Here is a 17,308-nt window from a genome sequence, read left to right on the forward strand (position 1 = left end):
AAAATTATGCAACACGAATCTCCAATTATTCGTCGTAAATCGACGCGTATTTATGTGGGTGATGTGCCAATTGGTGATGGTGCGCCAATTGCAGTACAGTCAATGACTAACACTCGCACGACTGACGTAGAAGCGACAGTCGCTCAAATCCGAGCACTAGAAAAAGTCGGCGCAGATATCGTTCGAGTTTCTGTACCTACGATGGACGCAGCAGAAGCTTTCAAACTGATTAAACAGCAAGTTTCTGTACCATTAGTGGCTGATATTCATTTCGACTATCGTATCGCGCTGAAAGTTGCGGAGTACGGAGTTGACTGTTTACGTATCAACCCAGGTAACATCGGCAATGAAGAGCGCATTCGCGCTGTTGTTGATTGCGCTCGCGATAAAAACATCCCGATCCGTATTGGTGTCAATGGTGGATCTTTGGAAAAAGATCTACAGATGAAATACGGTGAGCCTACGCCAGAAGCCTTGGTTGAGTCGGCGATGCGTCACGTAGATCATCTCGATCGTCTTAACTTTGACCAATTTAAAGTTAGCGTGAAAGCTTCAGACGTTTTTCTTGCGGTGGATTCATATCGTCTGCTGGCGAAGAAAATCGATCAGCCTCTTCATTTAGGTATCACAGAGGCGGGTGGTGCTCGAGCTGGCGCTGTTAAGTCATCTGTTGGCTTAGGTATGCTGTTATCTGAAGGGATAGGCGATACGCTGCGTATCTCTTTGGCTGCCGATCCAGTTGAAGAAATCAAAGTCGGTTTTGACATCCTTAAATCTCTGCGCATTCGCTCTCGAGGCATCAACTTTATTGCGTGCCCAAGCTGCTCACGCCAAGAATTCGATGTGATTGGTACGGTGAATGCACTGGAGCAACGTTTAGAAGACATCATCACGCCAATGGATGTGTCTATCATCGGTTGTGTGGTAAACGGCCCTGGTGAAGCAGAAGTTTCTCACTTAGGTCTAGCAGGTAGTAACAAGAAGAGCGCATTCTACGAAGATGGTAAACGCCAGAAAGAGCGCTTTGATAACGATGACCTTGTGAATAAGCTAGAAGCTAAGATCCGTGCGAAAGCAGCTATGATGAATGGCGAAAACCGCATCGAAGTTAAAGTACAAGATTAATCTCAACGAGAATTACGGTAAGTATTGTGGCAAAAACAATTCAAGCAATTCGAGGCATGAACGATTGCCTCCCAACTCAGTCGCCACTGTGGCAAAAATTAGAAAACACAGTGAAAAATGTAATTAGCGCATACGGTTATAACGAAGTGCGCATGCCAATCGTTGAAGAAACAAACCTATTCAGCCGCGCTGTTGGTGAAGAAACAGACGTCGTTTCAAAAGAAATGTACACTTTTGATGACCGTAACGGCGACAGCCTAACACTTCGCCCAGAAGGTACGGCGGGTTGTGTACGTTCATGTATCCAAAACAGCCTGATCAACCGTGATGAACAGCGTCTGTGGTACATGGGGCCTATGTTCCGCCATGAACGTCCGCAGAAAGGTCGTTACCGTCAATTCCACCAGTGTGGTGTTGAGGTGTTTGGTCTAAATGGTCCAGATGTTGATGCAGAGCTTATCATGATGACGGCGCGTTTATGGCGTGAGCTAGGTATCAATGAACATGTCCGTCTTGAGCTGAACTCTATCGGTTCTCAAGAAGACCGCGCAGACTACCGTACTGCACTGGTTGCATTCCTTGAGCAACATATTGATGTGCTAGATGAAGATTGTAAGCGTCGCATGCACACGAACCCACTGCGTGTTCTGGATACGAAGAACCCAGACGTTCAAGCTATTTTAGGTGATGCGCCTCGCCTTTCAGATTACTTGGGTGAAGAATCTAAAGCACACTTCGCAGGTCTATGTGAACTTTTAGACGCCGCAGGTATCAAATACACAGTTAACGAACGTCTAGTTCGTGGTCTGGATTACTACAATCGCACGGTATTTGAGTGGATCACTGAGAGCCTAGGTGCTCAAGGCACTGTATGTGGCGGTGGTCGTTACGATGGCCTTGTAGAGCAATTAGGTGGTAAACCAACACCAGCGGTTGGCTTTGCAATGGGCCTAGAGCGTCTAGTACTGATGCTAGAAACGTTGGAACTGACAGACGTTCGTCGCAGTGTTGACGTGTACGTAGTCACTGCGGGTGAAGGCACCATGATGGCAGGAATGAAGCTAGCAGAACAGCTTCGCGAGTCTGTTCCAGGCGTTCGTGTGATGAATCACTTCGGTGGCGGTAACTTCAAGAAACAGTTTAAACGCGCAGACAAAGTTGGTGCTGTTGTAGCATTGGTTCTGGGCGAAAACGAAGTTGCGGATAATACCGTAGTACTGAAAGACTTAGCTGGTGGTGAGCAAGAGACTTACAACCAAGCAGAAGTTGCAGAAAAGATCGCAGCACTGATTTAAGTCTTTTAGTAATCTAACAAAATTACATCCTAGTTCGTAAGCTAAGGCTCCCAAATGTGGAGCCTTTAAACGAAATAGGAACAATGGCAGCTAAGCTGCCATTTACATGTTTTAAGAGGACAGGAAGTGGAACTTTACGATACTGAAGAACAACAAGTTGAAGCCATTAAAGACTGGTGGAAGGAAAACGGCAAAGCCGTCATCATCGGTGCGGTTGTTGGTTTAGGTGGTCTATTCGGCTGGCGTTACTACCAGGATTCTGTGATTCAGGCGAGTGAAGCAGCTTCTCAAAGCTACACGACAGCAATGAATGCTTTGCAAGACAAAGGCACTGATGCTCAAGCTGACGTGAAAGCTTTCATTGAGTCAAATGAAGTAAAAGAATATTCAGTATTGGCTGCGCTACAACTTGCTAAAGCACAAGTTGAAGCTCAAGACCTTTCTGCTGCATTGGAGCAACTGAAGTGGGCGCAAAGCAACACTCAAGATGCTGCGTTGTTACCATTGATTAGTTACCGCATTGCGCGTATTGAGACGGAAATGGGTAACTTCGACGCTGCAACGGCAGAGCTAAGTAACGTCACTGATACAGCATGGACAGGTCGTATTGCTGAACTTCGTGGCGATATTGCGATTCGCCAAGGTGACAAAGATGCTGCGTACGCTGCGTATACTGAAGCTCAGCAAGCGGCAGATGCAAGCCCGACACTACAAATGAAATTGGACGATCTGGCGAAATAAGGACCGCATTGGATGAAAAGAGTCTTTAAGAAAGCCTTGCTAGGGGCGTTAACAATGGGAGTACTTGCCGGTTGTGCAGGTGAGAAAGACACCATTGTAATGGCGCCACTACCTCAGGTAGACAGTCAGTTTACAACCAGTAGTGAGTGGAGCACATCGGTTGGCGATGGTGTTGGTCATTACTTTTCAAAACTATCCCCTGTATTTGCGAATGATACATTGTTCGTGGCAAGTCGTGATGGCTTAGTAAAAGCGCTGGATCCTGAGAATGGTAAACAACGTTGGCAAACGGACCTAGAAGAAGATGTCATTGCTCGTCTCTCTGGTGGTATCACAGCGGCATACGGAAACCTTTACATTGGCTCTGAGAATGGTGAAGTCATCTCTCTTGACCAAGAAACAGGTGAAATTGTTTGGCGTGTAAAAGTTGGTGGTGAGGTACTGGCGAAGCCAGTTGCAGATTCAGGCCTTATTATCATCAATACTAGCCGAGGCATGCTGATTGCCCTTAATGAGAGTACAGGTGAGCAACGCTGGGCATTGAGCACAGAAGTGCCGAACTTAACTTTACGTGGCGACAGTACTCCGACTGCAATTGGCGGCGGTGTATTTTGGGGAACGGCAAATGGCCGACTCGCAGCTGCTATCGTTGAGCGTGGTCAGTTGATTTGGCAACAGCCTGTTGGTACGCCAAAAGGCGCGACAGAAATTGATCGTTTGGTTGACGTTGATTCATCGCCAATTGTGCTAGGCGGTACTCTTTTCACCATTGGATACAATGGTCAACTTATCGCCATTGACTTGCGTTCAGCGAACCCGATTTGGAAGCGTAATTACTCATCTGCGACAGACATTTCTACAGATGGTAGTCGCATCTTTGTGATAACGGAAAAAGATCATGTTGTTGCCGTTGATTCACGAAGCGGGACTGAGTTGTGGGAAAACAGCTTGCTTGAGCACCGACAACTTACAGCGCCAGTTATTGTTGGCAATTATCTCGTTGTCGGTGACACGCTTGGTTACCTTCACTGGATGGATCGTTCAACGGGCGAATTTGTTGCGCAGCAGTTTGTCGATGATAGTGGCTTGGCAGTTGGCCCGACGTTATTGTCGGATGGTTATGTGATTACAACTCGCAACGGCGATGTAAAGAAACTAACCATTAACGAATAATATCGTGATATAATTCACATTCGGCTCCTGGCTGGTGACAGCTAGGAGCCGTTTTGTTGTTTGAATTTATTAACCCTGACGTGGTTATAGGTAAAAAGCTGGTTTGATTTGGCATCGAGCAAGTCGTTACCTATAACTACAGAAGAAAGATTATTGTAGAGGTTGTTATGGTACCTGTTGTAGCTCTAGTAGGGCGTCCGAACGTAGGTAAATCTACACTATTTAACCGATTGACTCGCACTCGTGACGCGTTGGTTGCGGACTTTCCAGGCCTAACGCGAGACCGTAAATATGGCCAGGCGAGACTTGGTGAAGAGCACGAATTCATTGTGATTGATACTGGTGGTATCGATGGCACAGAAGAAGGCGTGGAAACAAAGATGGCAGAACAGTCATTAGCCGCGATTGATGAGGCTGATGTTGTATTGTTCCTTGTTGACGGTCGTGCTGGTCTGACACCTTCAGATGAAGCAATTGCTGCGCATCTGCGTAAAATTGAAAAGCCAGCGATGCTGGTAGTAAACAAAATCGATGGTATTGATGCCGATGCGGCGTGTGCTGATTTTTGGCAGCTCGGCGTGGATGATATGTACCAGATTGCGGCTGCTCATGGCCGTGGTGTGACCGCTTTGCTTGAGCGTGCTTTATCTCCATTCTTTGATGATCTACTAACAAGTGAATCTGAAGAAGGTGAGATTGAAGACCTGACTGGATTCGAAGACGAAGAGCCTCTTGTTGAAGATTACACTGAAGAAGACGCAGAAGCTGAATTCAAACGCCTTCAAGAGCAGCCGATTAAGTTGGCGATCATCGGTCGTCCTAACGTAGGCAAATCGACACTGACTAACCGTATTCTGGGTGAAGAACGTGTGGTTGTATACGATATGCCTGGTACAACGCGCGATTCTATCTACATCCCGATGGAGCGTGATGGACGCGAATACGTACTAATTGACACCGCAGGTGTTCGTCGTCGTGGTCGTATCAATGAAACGGTTGAAAAGTTCTCTGTTGTTAAGACGTTGAAAGCGGTAGAAGATGCAAACGTCGTTCTACTGGTGATTGATGCTCGTGAAAATATTTCAGACCAAGACCTAAGCTTGCTTGGTTTTGCACTGAATGCTGGCCGCTCAATTGTCATCGCCGTTAACAAGTGGGATGGTCTAGACAGTGACGTGAAAGAAAGCGTGAAGAAAGAACTGGACCGCCGTCTAGGATTCGTCGACTTCGCGCGTATCCACTTTATCTCTGCGCTGCACGGTACTGGCGTTGGTCACTTGTTTGAATCTATCCAAGAAGCATATAACTCGGCGACAACGCGTGTGGGTACGTCAGTACTGACGCGTATCATGAAGATGGCTGTGGATGATCACCAACCGCCAATGGTTCGTGGTCGTCGTATCAAACTCAAATACGCACACGCAGGTGGTTACAACCCACCGATCGTTGTTATCCACGGTAACATGGTTCGTGAATTGCCAGATTCGTATAAACGTTATCTGATGAACTACTTCCGTAAGTCTCTGGAAATTATGGGAACACCGATTCGCATTAACTTCCACAACAGTGATAACCCATACGAGAACCGTACGAATAAGCTTACGCTATCACAAGAGCGTAAACGTAAGCGTATGATGTCGATGGTGAAAAACCGCAATAAATAATGAAATTCGAATACCCAAGTTTCTACTTGGGTATTTTTTTATCAAAAGTAATCGTAAAAATGACTATCACAGCAACAAAGACTCGTTTTTGTCATCAAACATGGCAATTAGAAGCACAAATACAGCTCGTTCAATATACGGAAGAAGTGACTTACGTTATTACAGATGTCACGCCGTTCCATCCCGTTAGTCACATATGGCCGGATCACCCTGCAGACAAAGGAACGTTGAAGGTGAATGGGGCTGAGCATGACGTAGTAGATTGCCAAGTTGGGGCAGTGGAGCAGGAAAGTGGTGCTCTGTATGTGGGTAGTGACATCCCTGTAAAGCGTGATGCTGAAGGTTGGGTGTTTGTCGTCGTGCATGTTTTATCACGTACGGAATCACTTGTTACTGATGATTTGGTGACATTGGCGGTAGATAAGGATTACCAACGCGCTTTGAGTCGAGGCCACACTGCAGGACACTTAGCGTATTTGGCGTTGAATAAAGTACTAGCGGAAGACTATTGGCGAAAAGACGCAGACCGCAAAGACCCACATGGTTATTATGACTTTAATAGATATGCACAAGTTACGAGTTATGTTACTCCAGACAAGTGCCTCGATACGTACCGTTTAGGCAAAACACTCCGTAAAAGAGGATTAAACAGTGCAGATATGCTGAATGACCTCCAGGCGATTGCAAAAAAAGTGAATAGCCAACTTGTGGAATGGCTTCGACGAGATGCGATGATCACCATGGAATGCCACGGTGACAGATTAACGGATTCTCGCTATTGGAAGTGCGATTTAGGGGAAGGTCAATTAGCGGTAATCCCTTGTGGTGGAACGCATGCGAGCCATTTAAATGAGTTTGCTTTTATCCAAGTTAAACTCGTTAAGCTCGACGCTCAAACTATCGAAATGCACACCAATGTAAACACTGCTTTTTGAATAAGATCTTTTTATTAAATTCTGATTTTTCGTTTAATTAAATATCTTTAAGGTTTTTTATTCTCTTTTAAATTGGAATGCAGAATATGTAACTTATGCTTTCGGTGTGTGGTTATATAAATATTCTTTTAAGGGGTGATCGCTGATCAAGGAGTAAATATCAGACGATCAGTATAAGATCCTACGTATCAAGTATGGTTAACGCCTCGTGAAACTTGTTGGGGCGGTGATGAAGATCAACATACTTGTTCGTTATTTTGAGTAGCATGCGTTACTCGAAATTGCTTAGTTTAGAGAGAGGAACGGGATATGCAGCAGAACATTTGCCCGACTTGCAATGTCGAACTGGAATGGACAGGACAATACCATTGTGCACAGTGTGAATCGGATTTTAAAAAAGTAGGTTTTTGCCCTGATTGTGAGGCGGAGCTGGAGAAGCTGCAAGCATGCGGTGCTGCGAGTTACTTTTGTAATGTGTGTAATGAACTCAAATCAAAATCACGTGTCCGATTTGAGTTCCAGAAAGTCAGTTAACCAGAGTTTGTATTCAGTTAACGGTAGAACGAACGTCGCCTTCGGCTAACCGGGTAATCAATACATCTCCCGACTTTACATCTGAAGATTGCGTAATTACTTTACCTTGCTCAGTTTGAGTAATTGAGTAACCTCGTTTCAATGTCGCTAGTGGGCTGACGGTGTCCAACTTTTCTGCGGCAATCGCGAGTTGATGGCGCATAGTCAGTAATTTGCGATCCATTGCATCCATGAGCTTTTGCTCAACACGTTCTAGCTTCGACTTCTGCTCGGCAAGGCGTGTTACAGGAGAATTTAATTGCAGCCGATAATGTTGACGCTCGATTCGCTGTTGACGCAAGGCAATAAAACGACTCATCGCTCGCTGTAAGCGCATGTCCAACTCATCTAACTGTTGCGTCTGACGTTGCAAGCGGTAGCTTGGGTGCTGTCTCTCTAGACGGTGCACTAATTGAGCAGATTGCTGCTTTTGTTGTGCTAGGTAGTAACGCATCGCGCTCGCTAACTTATGCTGGCGGGTAACTAAAGCTTGATCTTTGTGGCTGTTATCACGGCTTACTAGCTCAGCGGCTGCTGATGGAGTAGGCGCGCGTACGTCGGCGACAAAATCAGCTATTGTCACGTCAACTTCATGTCCAACGGCGCTAATAATAGGAATTTGGCTTGCTGCAATCGTGCGAGCTAATATCTCGTTGTTAAAGCACCATAAGTCTTCTAATGAACCACCACCTCGGCCCACAATTAGTACATCACATTCATCACGGCTGTTAGCGCGACCAATGGCTTGTGCAATTTGAATGGCTGCGTCCTCACCTTGTACCACTGTCGGATAAATCACAACAGGTAGGGAAGGATCACGACGTTTCAATACGTCTAAGATATCGTAAAGCGCGGCACCAGTTTTCGATGTGATGACGCCAACACGTTTAGGGTGCTCAGGCAAAGATTGCTTATTGATTTGCGCGAACAACCCTTCTGCTGCAAGCTTCATTTTCAGCTCTTCAAACTCTTGTTGAAGACGGCCATCACCTTCCGGTTGCATGCTTTCGATGATCAATTGGTAGTCACCGCGAGGCTCATAAAGAGACAGACGAGCTTTTACTAGGACTTGATTACCGTTAGCGGGTTTGAAAGTAACGCGGCGATTGTTACCACGAAACATGGCACATTTAACTTGAGCGCGAGAGTCTTTAAGAGTGAGGTACCAGTGACCAGAGACAGGAGCTGAAAAGTTGGATATCTCTCCGACGAGCCAAACGATCCCCATTTCGTTTTCAAGGAGTAAACGAACTTCCGCGTTGAGACGAGAAACAGTAAAGATGTTTTGATTGGTCTTGGAGAGCACAGCTAATCTCTTAGACGTGAGTATGGAAATTAGCGGCAATATAATACATAGCAAGGGGGTAATTGCAAGAAAAAAATTAAAAAATTTGTGGTCAAGCGATTGCGTTAACCGTATAATCCCTCCGCAATATCTAATCCAAATGTAGCTAGTTGCTAACGCAGGTTACCCTCATTATGCGAAACGATGAGATTGGATTGTTCTTTTTACTCCTCTAATTGTGAGATATTGCAAATGCTAAGAATTGCCAAAGAAGCGCTGACATTCGATGACGTACTACTTGTGCCAGCACACTCCACCGTTCTCCCAAACACAGCTGATCTTCGCACTCAGCTAACTAAGAACATCACCCTAAACATCCCAATGATTTCAGCGTCTATGGACACTGTTACTGAAGCTCGTCTAGCAATTGCGCTAGCGCAAGAGGGTGGCATTGGCTTTATCCACAAGAACATGTCTATTGAGCAGCAGGCAGCCGAAGTTCGTAAAGTTAAGAAGTTCGAAGCTGGTATGGTAACTGACGCGGTTACTGTAAACCCTGACGCGACCATCGCTGATGTTGTTGCACTCACTGAAAAGCATGGTTTTGCAGGTTTCCCTGTTGTCACTGAGAGCAATGAGCTTGTTGGTATTATCACTGGTCGTGACGTTCGTTTTGTGACGGACCTTTCTAAGAAAGTATCTTCAGTAATGACGCCAAAAGAGAAGTTGGCAGCAGTTAAAGAAGGTGCAACACGAGAAGAAGTGCAAGAGAAAATGCACGAAGCTCGTGTAGAGAAAGTATTGGTTGTAAATGATGAGTTCCAACTAACCGGTATGATTACTGCGAAAGACTTCCACAAAGCAGAACGTAAACCAAACGCATGTAAAGATGAGCGTGGTCGCCTACGTGTTGGCGCAGCCGTTGGTGCTGGCGCTGGTAACGAAGAGCGTGTTGCTGCTCTAGTTGAAGCAGGCGTTGACATTCTACTTATCGACTCTTCACACGGACATTCTGAAGGTGTACTAAACCGCATCCGCGAAACTCGCGCTGCTTACCCAGATCTAGACATCATCGGTGGTAACGTAGCAACAGGTGCTGGTGCTAAAGCACTAATCGAAGCTGGCGTAAGCGCAGTGAAAGTTGGTATCGGCCCTGGTTCTATCTGTACAACTCGTATTGTAACGGGTGTGGGAGTTCCACAAATCACTGCAATCGCAGATGCGGCAGAAGTGGCTAATGATTATGGTATTCCGGTTATTGCTGACGGTGGTATCCGTTTCTCAGGTGATATCTGTAAAGCAATCGTAGCTGGCGCATCATGTGTGATGGTTGGTTCTATGTTTGCTGGTACTGAAGAAGCGCCGGGTGAAGTGATTCTATACAATGGCCGTTCTTACAAGTCTTACCGCGGCATGGGTTCTCTTGGTGCTATGTCTCAAGGTTCTTCTGACCGTTACTTCCAGTCTGACAACGCAGCGGACAAGCTAGTACCAGAAGGCATTGAAGGTCGTATCGCATACAAAGGCCGTCTAAAAGAGATCGTACACCAACAAATGGGTGGTCTACGTTCAAGCATGGGTCTAACTGGTTCTGCAACTATCGAAGATATGCGTACGAAAGCTGAATTTGTACGTATCTCTGGTGCAGGTATGCAAGAGTCTCATGTACACGATGTTCAAATTACTAAGGAAGCGCCGAACTACCGTCTAGGGAACTAATTACCCAACGGAAACGTTTGCTTTTTCCTTGAAGCATTAAGAAGAGGCGAGTACACTCGCCTCGGTTTTAATCACTTAGCCTTAAAAAGACTGCTCAAAATGACTAAAAATATCCATGACCAACGTATTCTGATCTTGGACTTCGGTTCTCAGTACACTCAATTAGTAGCACGCCGCGTACGTGAAATCGGCGTTTACTGTGAACTATGGAGCTGGGATGTAGAAGAAGCGGATATTCGCGAATTCAACCCAGATGGCATTATCCTATCTGGCGGTCCAGAAAGCGTAACGGAAGAGAACTCTCCACGCGCGCCTCAATATGTGTTTGATTCTGGTGTTCCTTTGCTTGGCGTATGTTACGGCATGCAAACCATGGCGGAACAGCTAGGAGGCAAAGTAGCGGGCTCTAACGAACGTGAGTTTGGCTACGCTCAGGTTAAAGTTTCTGGTGAATGTGCTCTATTTAAAGACCTTGAAGCAACTCAAGACGTTTGGATGAGCCATGGCGACAAAGTAGTAGAGATCCCAGCCGATTTCGTAAAAGTTGGTGAGACAGACACTTGTCCTTACGCTGCGATGGCGAATGAAGAGAAGAAATACTACGGTGTTCAGTTCCACCCAGAAGTGACACACACAAAAGGTGGCCTACAAATGCTTGAGAACTTTGTTCTTGGCGTATGTGGCTGTGAGCGTCTATGGACATCGGAATCTATCATCGAAGACGCGGTTGCTCGCATTAAAGAGCAAGTGGGTGACGACGAAGTTATCCTAGGTCTATCTGGTGGTGTTGATTCATCGGTAGTTGCGATGCTGGTTCACCGTGCAATCGGCGACAAGCTAACGTGTGTATTTGTTGATAACGGTCTACTTCGTCTAAACGAAGGTCAACAAGTAATGGATATGTTCGGCGACCAATTTGGTTTGAACATCATCAAAGTTGACGCTGAAGAACGCTTCCTAAAAGCACTTGAAGGTAAGTCTGACCCAGAAGAGAAGCGTAAGACTATCGGTCACGTATTCGTAGATGTATTCGATGAAGAGTCTAAGAAGCTGAAAAACGCGAAATGGCTAGCTCAAGGTACGATTTACCCTGATGTAATCGAGTCAGCTGCATCTAAGACTGGTAAAGCGCACGTGATCAAATCGCACCACAACGTGGGCGGTCTTCCAGATGACATGGAAATGGGTCTTGTTGAGCCACTACGTGAGCTGTTCAAAGATGAAGTACGTAAGATTGGTCTAGAGCTAGGCCTGCCTTATAACATGCTTTACCGCCACCCATTCCCAGGTCCTGGTCTAGGTGTTCGTGTTCTTGGTGAAATCAAGAAAGAGTACTGTGACTTGCTACGTCGTGCTGATGCTATCTTTATTGAAGAGCTTCACGCTGCAGACCTATATGACAAAGTATCTCAAGCGTTCACGGTATTCCTACCAGTACGTTCTGTTGGTGTAATGGGCGATGGCCGTAAATACGATTGGGTTGTATCACTGCGTGCAGTAGAAACCATCGACTTTATGACGGCACACTGGGCGCACCTACCATACGACTTCCTAGGTAAGGTATCTAACCGTATTATCAACGAAGTTGATGGCATTTCTCGTGTTGTTTACGACATTTCTGGTAAGCCACCAGCGACTATCGAGTGGGAATAATGCTCCTTTAAGAAAGGTCTGGCATTAACAAGCACTAAATCATACTTAAGTCCGCGTAATTGCGGACTTTTTTTGTTTTTGGCTTAGTCATTTTTGGCAATGTCTGGCAACGCCAAGCACGGTTTGACCGTGGTATTTTGATGGGTATGATTCATCGGTAATGCCATGGATTACGCACGATACCATGCTGAGTGTTTTTGATGGGGCATGGTATTAAATTTTCATATCTATCTGTTTTATAAAGATTAATTTCTAGATTTTTAGAGGTTTTTCAGCATGGTATCAAACAAGAATAATAGGTCGAAACATGCTGACTGATACCAAGCTACGCAATCTCAAACCCAAAGATAAACTTTACAAAGTCAATGACCGTGATGGCCTCTATGTTGCTGTCACTACCGCAGGCTCTATCTCTTTTCGCTACAATTACTCGATCAATGGCAGGCAAGAAACTATTACCTTTGGTCGCTACGGAGTAGGAGGCATCACGTTAGCAGAAGCGCGTGAGCGTCTCAATGAAGCGAAGAGAATGGTTACTGATGGAAAGTCACCGGCCAAAGAGAAAGCCCGTGCTAAGGCGAGAACCAAAGATGCTGAAACCTTTGGTGCCTGGGCTCAGAAATGGCTGCGTGGCTATCAGATGGCTGATTCTACCCGGGATATGCGTCGCTCAGTCTATGCCCGAGAGTTAGAGGGTAAATTTGGCAATCAGAAGCTGACAGAAATCACTCATGAAGATCTGCGAGCATTGACTGACGCGATAGTAGAGCGTGGAGCACCGGCAACAGCTGTGCATACGCGTGACATTGTACTCCAGGTGTATCGATGGGCGATTGAGAGAGGGCAGAAAGTTGAGAACCCGGCAGACTTGGTGAGGCCCGCCAGTATTGCTCGATTTGAACCAAGAGACCGAACGTTAACACCGGCTGAGATCGGTTTGATGTACCACTACATGGAAAAGGTAGGTACAACCCCTTCGATTCGTGCTTCGGTAAAGCTGCTGTTGCTGACTATGGTACGCAAAAGTGAGTTAACCAACGCAACTTGGAGCGAAATTAACTTTAGCGAAGCGTTATGGACGATTCCTAAAGAGAGGATGAAACGACGTAACCCGCACTTGGTATTTTTGTCACGCCAGGCGATGGATATTCTGATCGCCTTGAAGACATTTGCCGGTGGGTCTGATTACATTCTTCCTTCCCGTTATGACTCTGATGCTCCAATGAGTAGTGCGACGATGAACCGAGTCATGGATTTGACATATAAGGCTGCGCAAAAGGAAGGTCAGTCACTAAGTAAGTTTGGGCCGCATGACCTGCGTCGAACAGCGAGCACTTTGCTACATGAAGCTGGATACAACACTGACTGGATAGAGAAGTGCTTGGCACATGAACAAAAGGGAGTGAGAGCGGTATACAACAAAGCCGAGTACCGAGAACAGCGCGCGGCTATGTTGCAGGATTGGGCTGACATGATTGATGAGTGGATAACTTGTCACGCTAAGTAAAATTAGAGTGGGGAGTTGAACCCCACTCATTAAAAGTCTCTTCAAGGGGACTTTTACTGTATTTAACGAAATTAAGTTAAAGGTAGTTATTAATGGTCTCAATATGGTGCATCATACTTAACTTCTTAGGTACACCTAAGGCGTGATACGTCCCGTTTACGTGAATTTTAATATACTCTTGAAACCCAAGTGTGTTTTGATCAAGGCTAGGCGTGACATTAGCAAAATCAATCATTTCCTGCAGAGCCTCCTTGAACTTACCGGCAGGGTCACTTTGATCATTCGGGTTTTTGGTCGATAGGCTATGTTTAACGTACATATTACTATTTGATTGTTCTATATACGTAATATGAAGTGCAATAACAAAAGCAGGCCCTCCAGATGTGGACCAAGCATCGTCAATTGTTAAGAAATCTCCAAACCCGATCTGATGTTGGATCATTGGGGTTACGTACGATACATGGGCGTCTGAGAAAAACTGCGGTGCTCGACTGTAGTCAGCATTTCTTGGTTTGGATGGGAAAGAGCTATCAACAATTACGCTACGTGGTAATGAGTTTCTGAAAGAGTGAGAGTATCTATTTAAGTTCTGGATAATATTTGCAACAGAATTGCTTGTATAGGGAGTGATATTTGATTGTATATCTTCTTGTAGGTACAGGGAGAATGGAACACTATCGTTGATTAATTGTTGTAGTAAGGTGTTGACGTATATGATGTTTTGATTATGTAGCCTTATGCATGGAATAAAAGATACGGTACGTTTAGATAATTCAACGTTTAGAAAATCCGGAGAGTCACTCGCTAAATCACCTACTTGAGGGTTTACGATAACATGAGGTACAACATTATGATTGTTTAGTACTTCAATCGTTGCACAGAGGCGATCGATGTTGTCGTTAATTGGCTCAATTATAGGGCTAACTTTAGTTGAATTAAGTCTCGGAGCTACTTCTTTCAGTGCCGCTAACTCAAACTGCTTTCCTCTCATATATGGAAAATACATCATAATCCTCACTATTAAACTGATTGCATTCAAGTAGAGATGATATGATGTTGTCCTTACCTTTTTTGTGAATGCTGTAGCTTATGCCAAGATTTTTCATCGATTTTGGTAGGTTGCTGATGAATTTGTGATCATTTCGACGGTATGTTTTAAGCACTCGCTTGAAATGTTTATTAGCTTCAGCTTCATTCAACGAACAAAAAATTTCTTTACACTCGCTAAATAACTCGGTTTGCGGGCAATTCGGAACAGCTCCTGTGACTCTGTGTGCAATGTCGGTGTACTCTTCTTTCCTCAAAGTATGAAACATCAATTCCGTATCAAAACTCTTGTTTAAAGGGGCTTCTATTTTCTTACTCAACTGATTTCTCTTGTTTGATAACAAAACACCAAAGCGAGGAATATCCTTTTGAATTTTGAGTAAGGCATTTAAATGCGCTTCGTGAGTAACAACGTATGTTTTATCAAAGGAGGAAGTGTAAGCTGACAACTGCTCAGGAAGACGCTTTAAGGAATCAAATTTAGTTTTTATTTCGTAGCACGTAGAAGATCCATTTATGATCACACAGTCCGCTTTGTTGGTGCCAATACGCAATTCACTGAGCATGCTTGCGGTGTTCATTGAATGAGTTCCTAGCAAAATATTATTAGCAATAATATTTTTGATAACATATTCATTCGGGTAGTGCTTACAAAGGAGTTTGTACGCTTCTTCAAACAATTCAGAAAGACTTTGCACATGGGATAGTGTAGGGAAGTCACTAGCGATATCTTGCACAAGGCTCAGATCTCCTTGAGCAACTTTAGTTATGTTTGTGCTGGTAAACATTTTTGCTAGTTGCTTGTAATTCATGGTTATATCCGATGCGGAGTTACTTAAATACTCTTTAATCTATTGCATATAATAGTCTTAGAAAGGCGATGATTCTAGAGTAAAGGCAATGCGAACTCAACCTGACAACGTTAGTTTGATACGATCTAGAGAAGTGGATAGTACGCTCATGAATGCACTATCCAAAAGAGAAGCTGTTATATATTAAGACTAGTTTTGGTTTCCGTTTGAGCTATGTTCTGCTTTTATTTATCTCCATGAATTTAGTCTTTCTAAATCAAATTTTAGCCGCTAAAATTCTGTTAGCTTTGGGTGCTGGGTAAGAGAAACTCGTCACGAATTGTTCCCAAAGCTTTAGACACCGCTTGGTGAGTTATTTTTTTACCACCAAGTTTAGTTAGCTTTTGAGCAATTTCTTTCTGATTAAGGCCTTGCTTTCTCAGAGCGAGCATTCTTTTCTTATTGTCAGTAAGTCTTGAATCGACCATTCTTCGGGCTATATTACGCAAAGCTCCTTCGTCATCTGCTCCAAGAGTTGTACCAGCTCCAGTCAAGCGCACAGCCGCTTCATTAATGAGCCTTTCTGTCTCGCCTTTTAGCTCTATCGGGTACTCGAAATTATCCCTGATATAATGGAAAAATACGTCAGCTTGCTTTTGCGTTAAGGACTTATCCTGGAGGAAGTGATAGAAATAAAGATCAACTAGTTCATCTCCTGAAACATCTTTAAGCTTTTCGACTTTGAAAACGTGAAGCCGTAATCGTCGATATTCTTTCTCAAATTGGCTCTTTGATTTCATAGCACTCCTATATACGGAGTTCCAAGTGCGACCATCTTTATTCTTCGGTTTATGATGAGGGCAATACCGGTGGCTAAGTTGCCTTTTTTTCTTATTATCCTGGTGTTGTTCGTTGTGGCCTTCTACTTCATCCTTAGGGTCTAGTATATTGTTATCTAACTTATAGAAATATTCTGCGAGTTCATTTCTTTGGCCACACAGCTCGCAGTAGGTTTGTTTTCGTTGCGCATTGAGTTTTGTATCTGCGCTATGTTGCCGAAATCGTGTGGGCGTAAGGTGAAGTTGCCATAAAAGCTCGAGCAGATTGTCTACAGTTCCTTGAAACTTAAAATCTATAGGCCGATATTGATGTTCAAGGTTCATAAAGTGTCTCAAGCGCTGTTTGATCACGTCATGAGCATTTTTGAACCCCATCATCATAATTAGATTGGTTATCGGGGTATCTTCTTTTAATTTTGATGCATATTTAATAGATACGATACGATCAGCCTTTTCTGTCAAAGTCGACTTGTTTTTTGAACGTGGCAAGGGTGAACGGTCAATATTCAGGTAGGGGTTTGGAAAGTAACAAAAATGACTCATAGGAAGAGATCGAAGGAACGCTGACACCTTAGGATCGATAACTTCTAAGATGAGCTCTCCAATAGGGCGCTTATCGGTTTCTAGTTTGTGGTGAGCTTTACTCCCCTTTAAATGGCTTCTAGGGTCTTTTCTTTTTGAATGTACTGTGTAGTGTGCCCAGCGCTCCCTAAACTCTCGTATGCCATCGGCAACAAAGGCGTCACAATCCTCCCAGACAGAGATATAGTATGCGTCTAAGCGATCACTTGCTTCCTTTTCGATTTCAGCATATTCCATTTACCACATCCCATTTACCACATCCCTCAACACAATACTGGATAATGTTACTACTGGTTAAGCAATGAGTCTATTAGCAACTAGTGGCATTTTTGGTGGTTGTCTTCTATTCATTTGAAAATAGTTTGAAGATTCAACCTAA

The 17,308-nt window shown here is 44.5% G+C and carries 14 protein-coding genes; 10 read left to right on the plus strand and 4 right to left on the minus strand.

The features are described from left to right. Positions 1 to 6: 6 nt before the first annotated feature. The 7 genes from ispG (at position 7) to IQP38_RS07980 (ending at position 7,467) form a co-directional block, all read left to right on the plus strand. Positions 7 to 1,125, plus strand: coding sequence for a flavodoxin-dependent (E)-4-hydroxy-3-methylbut-2-enyl-diphosphate synthase (ispG, locus tag IQP38_RS07950; protein WP_005381699.1), 1,119 nt, complete (start codon positions 7 to 9; stop codon positions 1,123 to 1,125). Positions 1,126 to 1,151: 26 nt separating this feature from the next. Then, positions 1,152 to 2,420 (plus strand): histidine--tRNA ligase, encoded by a 1,269-nt coding sequence (gene hisS / locus IQP38_RS07955; RefSeq protein WP_005381698.1) that lies wholly within the window; start codon positions 1,152 to 1,154, stop codon positions 2,418 to 2,420. 126 nt (positions 2,421 to 2,546) lie between these two features. Next, a complete protein-coding gene (locus IQP38_RS07960) occupies positions 2,547 to 3,161 on the plus strand; it encodes a YfgM family protein (RefSeq protein ID WP_005381697.1) in 615 nt (204 codons plus the stop codon). Between the two features lie 12 nt (positions 3,162 to 3,173). Continuing rightward, positions 3,174 to 4,334 carry an outer membrane protein assembly factor BamB gene (gene bamB, locus IQP38_RS07965; protein WP_005381696.1) on the plus strand — a complete coding sequence of 387 codons (1,161 nt, stop codon included), beginning with the start codon at positions 3,174 to 3,176 and terminating at the stop codon, positions 4,332 to 4,334. A 167-nt stretch (positions 4,335 to 4,501) separates the two neighbouring features. After that, positions 4,502 to 5,998 (plus strand): ribosome biogenesis GTPase Der, encoded by a 1,497-nt coding sequence (gene der / locus IQP38_RS07970; protein WP_017820569.1) that lies wholly within the window; start codon positions 4,502 to 4,504, stop codon positions 5,996 to 5,998. A gap of 59 nt (positions 5,999 to 6,057) precedes the next feature. Beyond that, positions 6,058 to 6,933, plus strand: coding sequence for a hypothetical protein (locus IQP38_RS07975; RefSeq protein WP_054576954.1), 876 nt, complete (start codon positions 6,058 to 6,060; stop codon positions 6,931 to 6,933). A 309-nt stretch (positions 6,934 to 7,242) separates the two neighbouring features. Beyond that, positions 7,243 to 7,467, plus strand: coding sequence for a zinc ribbon domain-containing protein (locus IQP38_RS07980; RefSeq protein WP_005381691.1), 225 nt, complete (start codon positions 7,243 to 7,245; stop codon positions 7,465 to 7,467). Between the two features lie 13 nt (positions 7,468 to 7,480). Here the strand turns inward: IQP38_RS07980 and xseA are convergent, their stop codons facing one another. Continuing rightward, entirely contained in the window at positions 7,481 to 8,812 is a 1,332-nt protein-coding gene (gene xseA / locus IQP38_RS07985) for an exodeoxyribonuclease VII large subunit (protein ID WP_017633909.1), read from the minus strand. A 231-nt stretch (positions 8,813 to 9,043) separates the two neighbouring features. Between xseA and guaB the strand changes: the two genes are divergently transcribed. The 3 genes from guaB (at position 9,044) to IQP38_RS08000 (ending at position 13,670) form a co-directional block, all read left to right on the plus strand. Continuing rightward, positions 9,044 to 10,510: an IMP dehydrogenase gene (gene guaB / locus IQP38_RS07990; protein ID WP_017633908.1), complete on the plus strand. Its 1,467-nt coding sequence runs from the start codon at positions 9,044 to 9,046 to the stop codon at positions 10,508 to 10,510. Positions 10,511 to 10,609: 99 nt separating this feature from the next. Further along, positions 10,610 to 12,163 carry a glutamine-hydrolyzing GMP synthase gene (gene guaA / locus IQP38_RS07995; RefSeq protein ID WP_005383721.1) on the plus strand — a complete coding sequence of 518 codons (1,554 nt, stop codon included), beginning with the start codon at positions 10,610 to 10,612 and terminating at the stop codon, positions 12,161 to 12,163. A 307-nt stretch (positions 12,164 to 12,470) separates the two neighbouring features. Beyond that, positions 12,471 to 13,670, plus strand: coding sequence for a tyrosine-type recombinase/integrase (locus tag IQP38_RS08000; RefSeq protein WP_104974450.1), 1,200 nt, complete (start codon positions 12,471 to 12,473; stop codon positions 13,668 to 13,670). A gap of 76 nt (positions 13,671 to 13,746) precedes the next feature. On the opposite strand, the gene IQP38_RS08005 is transcribed toward IQP38_RS08000, so the two are convergent. The 3 genes from IQP38_RS08005 to IQP38_RS08015 form a co-directional block, all read right to left on the minus strand. Then, complete coding sequence (locus IQP38_RS08005) at positions 13,747 to 14,679, minus strand: sce7725 family protein (protein ID WP_228010020.1); 933 nt, start codon at positions 14,677 to 14,679, stop codon at positions 13,747 to 13,749. Next, on the minus strand, positions 14,642 to 15,529 hold the full coding sequence (locus IQP38_RS08010; RefSeq protein WP_104974448.1) for a sce7726 family protein: 888 nt from the start codon (positions 15,527 to 15,529) through the stop codon (positions 14,642 to 14,644). Before IQP38_RS08010 ends, IQP38_RS08005 begins: the two co-directional genes overlap by 38 nt. A 281-nt stretch (positions 15,530 to 15,810) precedes the next feature. Next, complete coding sequence (locus IQP38_RS08015) at positions 15,811 to 17,166, minus strand: hypothetical protein (RefSeq protein WP_193837475.1); 1,356 nt, start codon at positions 17,164 to 17,166, stop codon at positions 15,811 to 15,813. Positions 17,167 to 17,308 lie beyond the last annotated feature (142 nt).

Source organism: Vibrio sp. OPT41 (genome assembly GCF_015163595.1).
Lineage (GTDB): Bacteria > Pseudomonadota > Gammaproteobacteria > Enterobacterales > Vibrionaceae > Vibrio > Vibrio alginolyticus.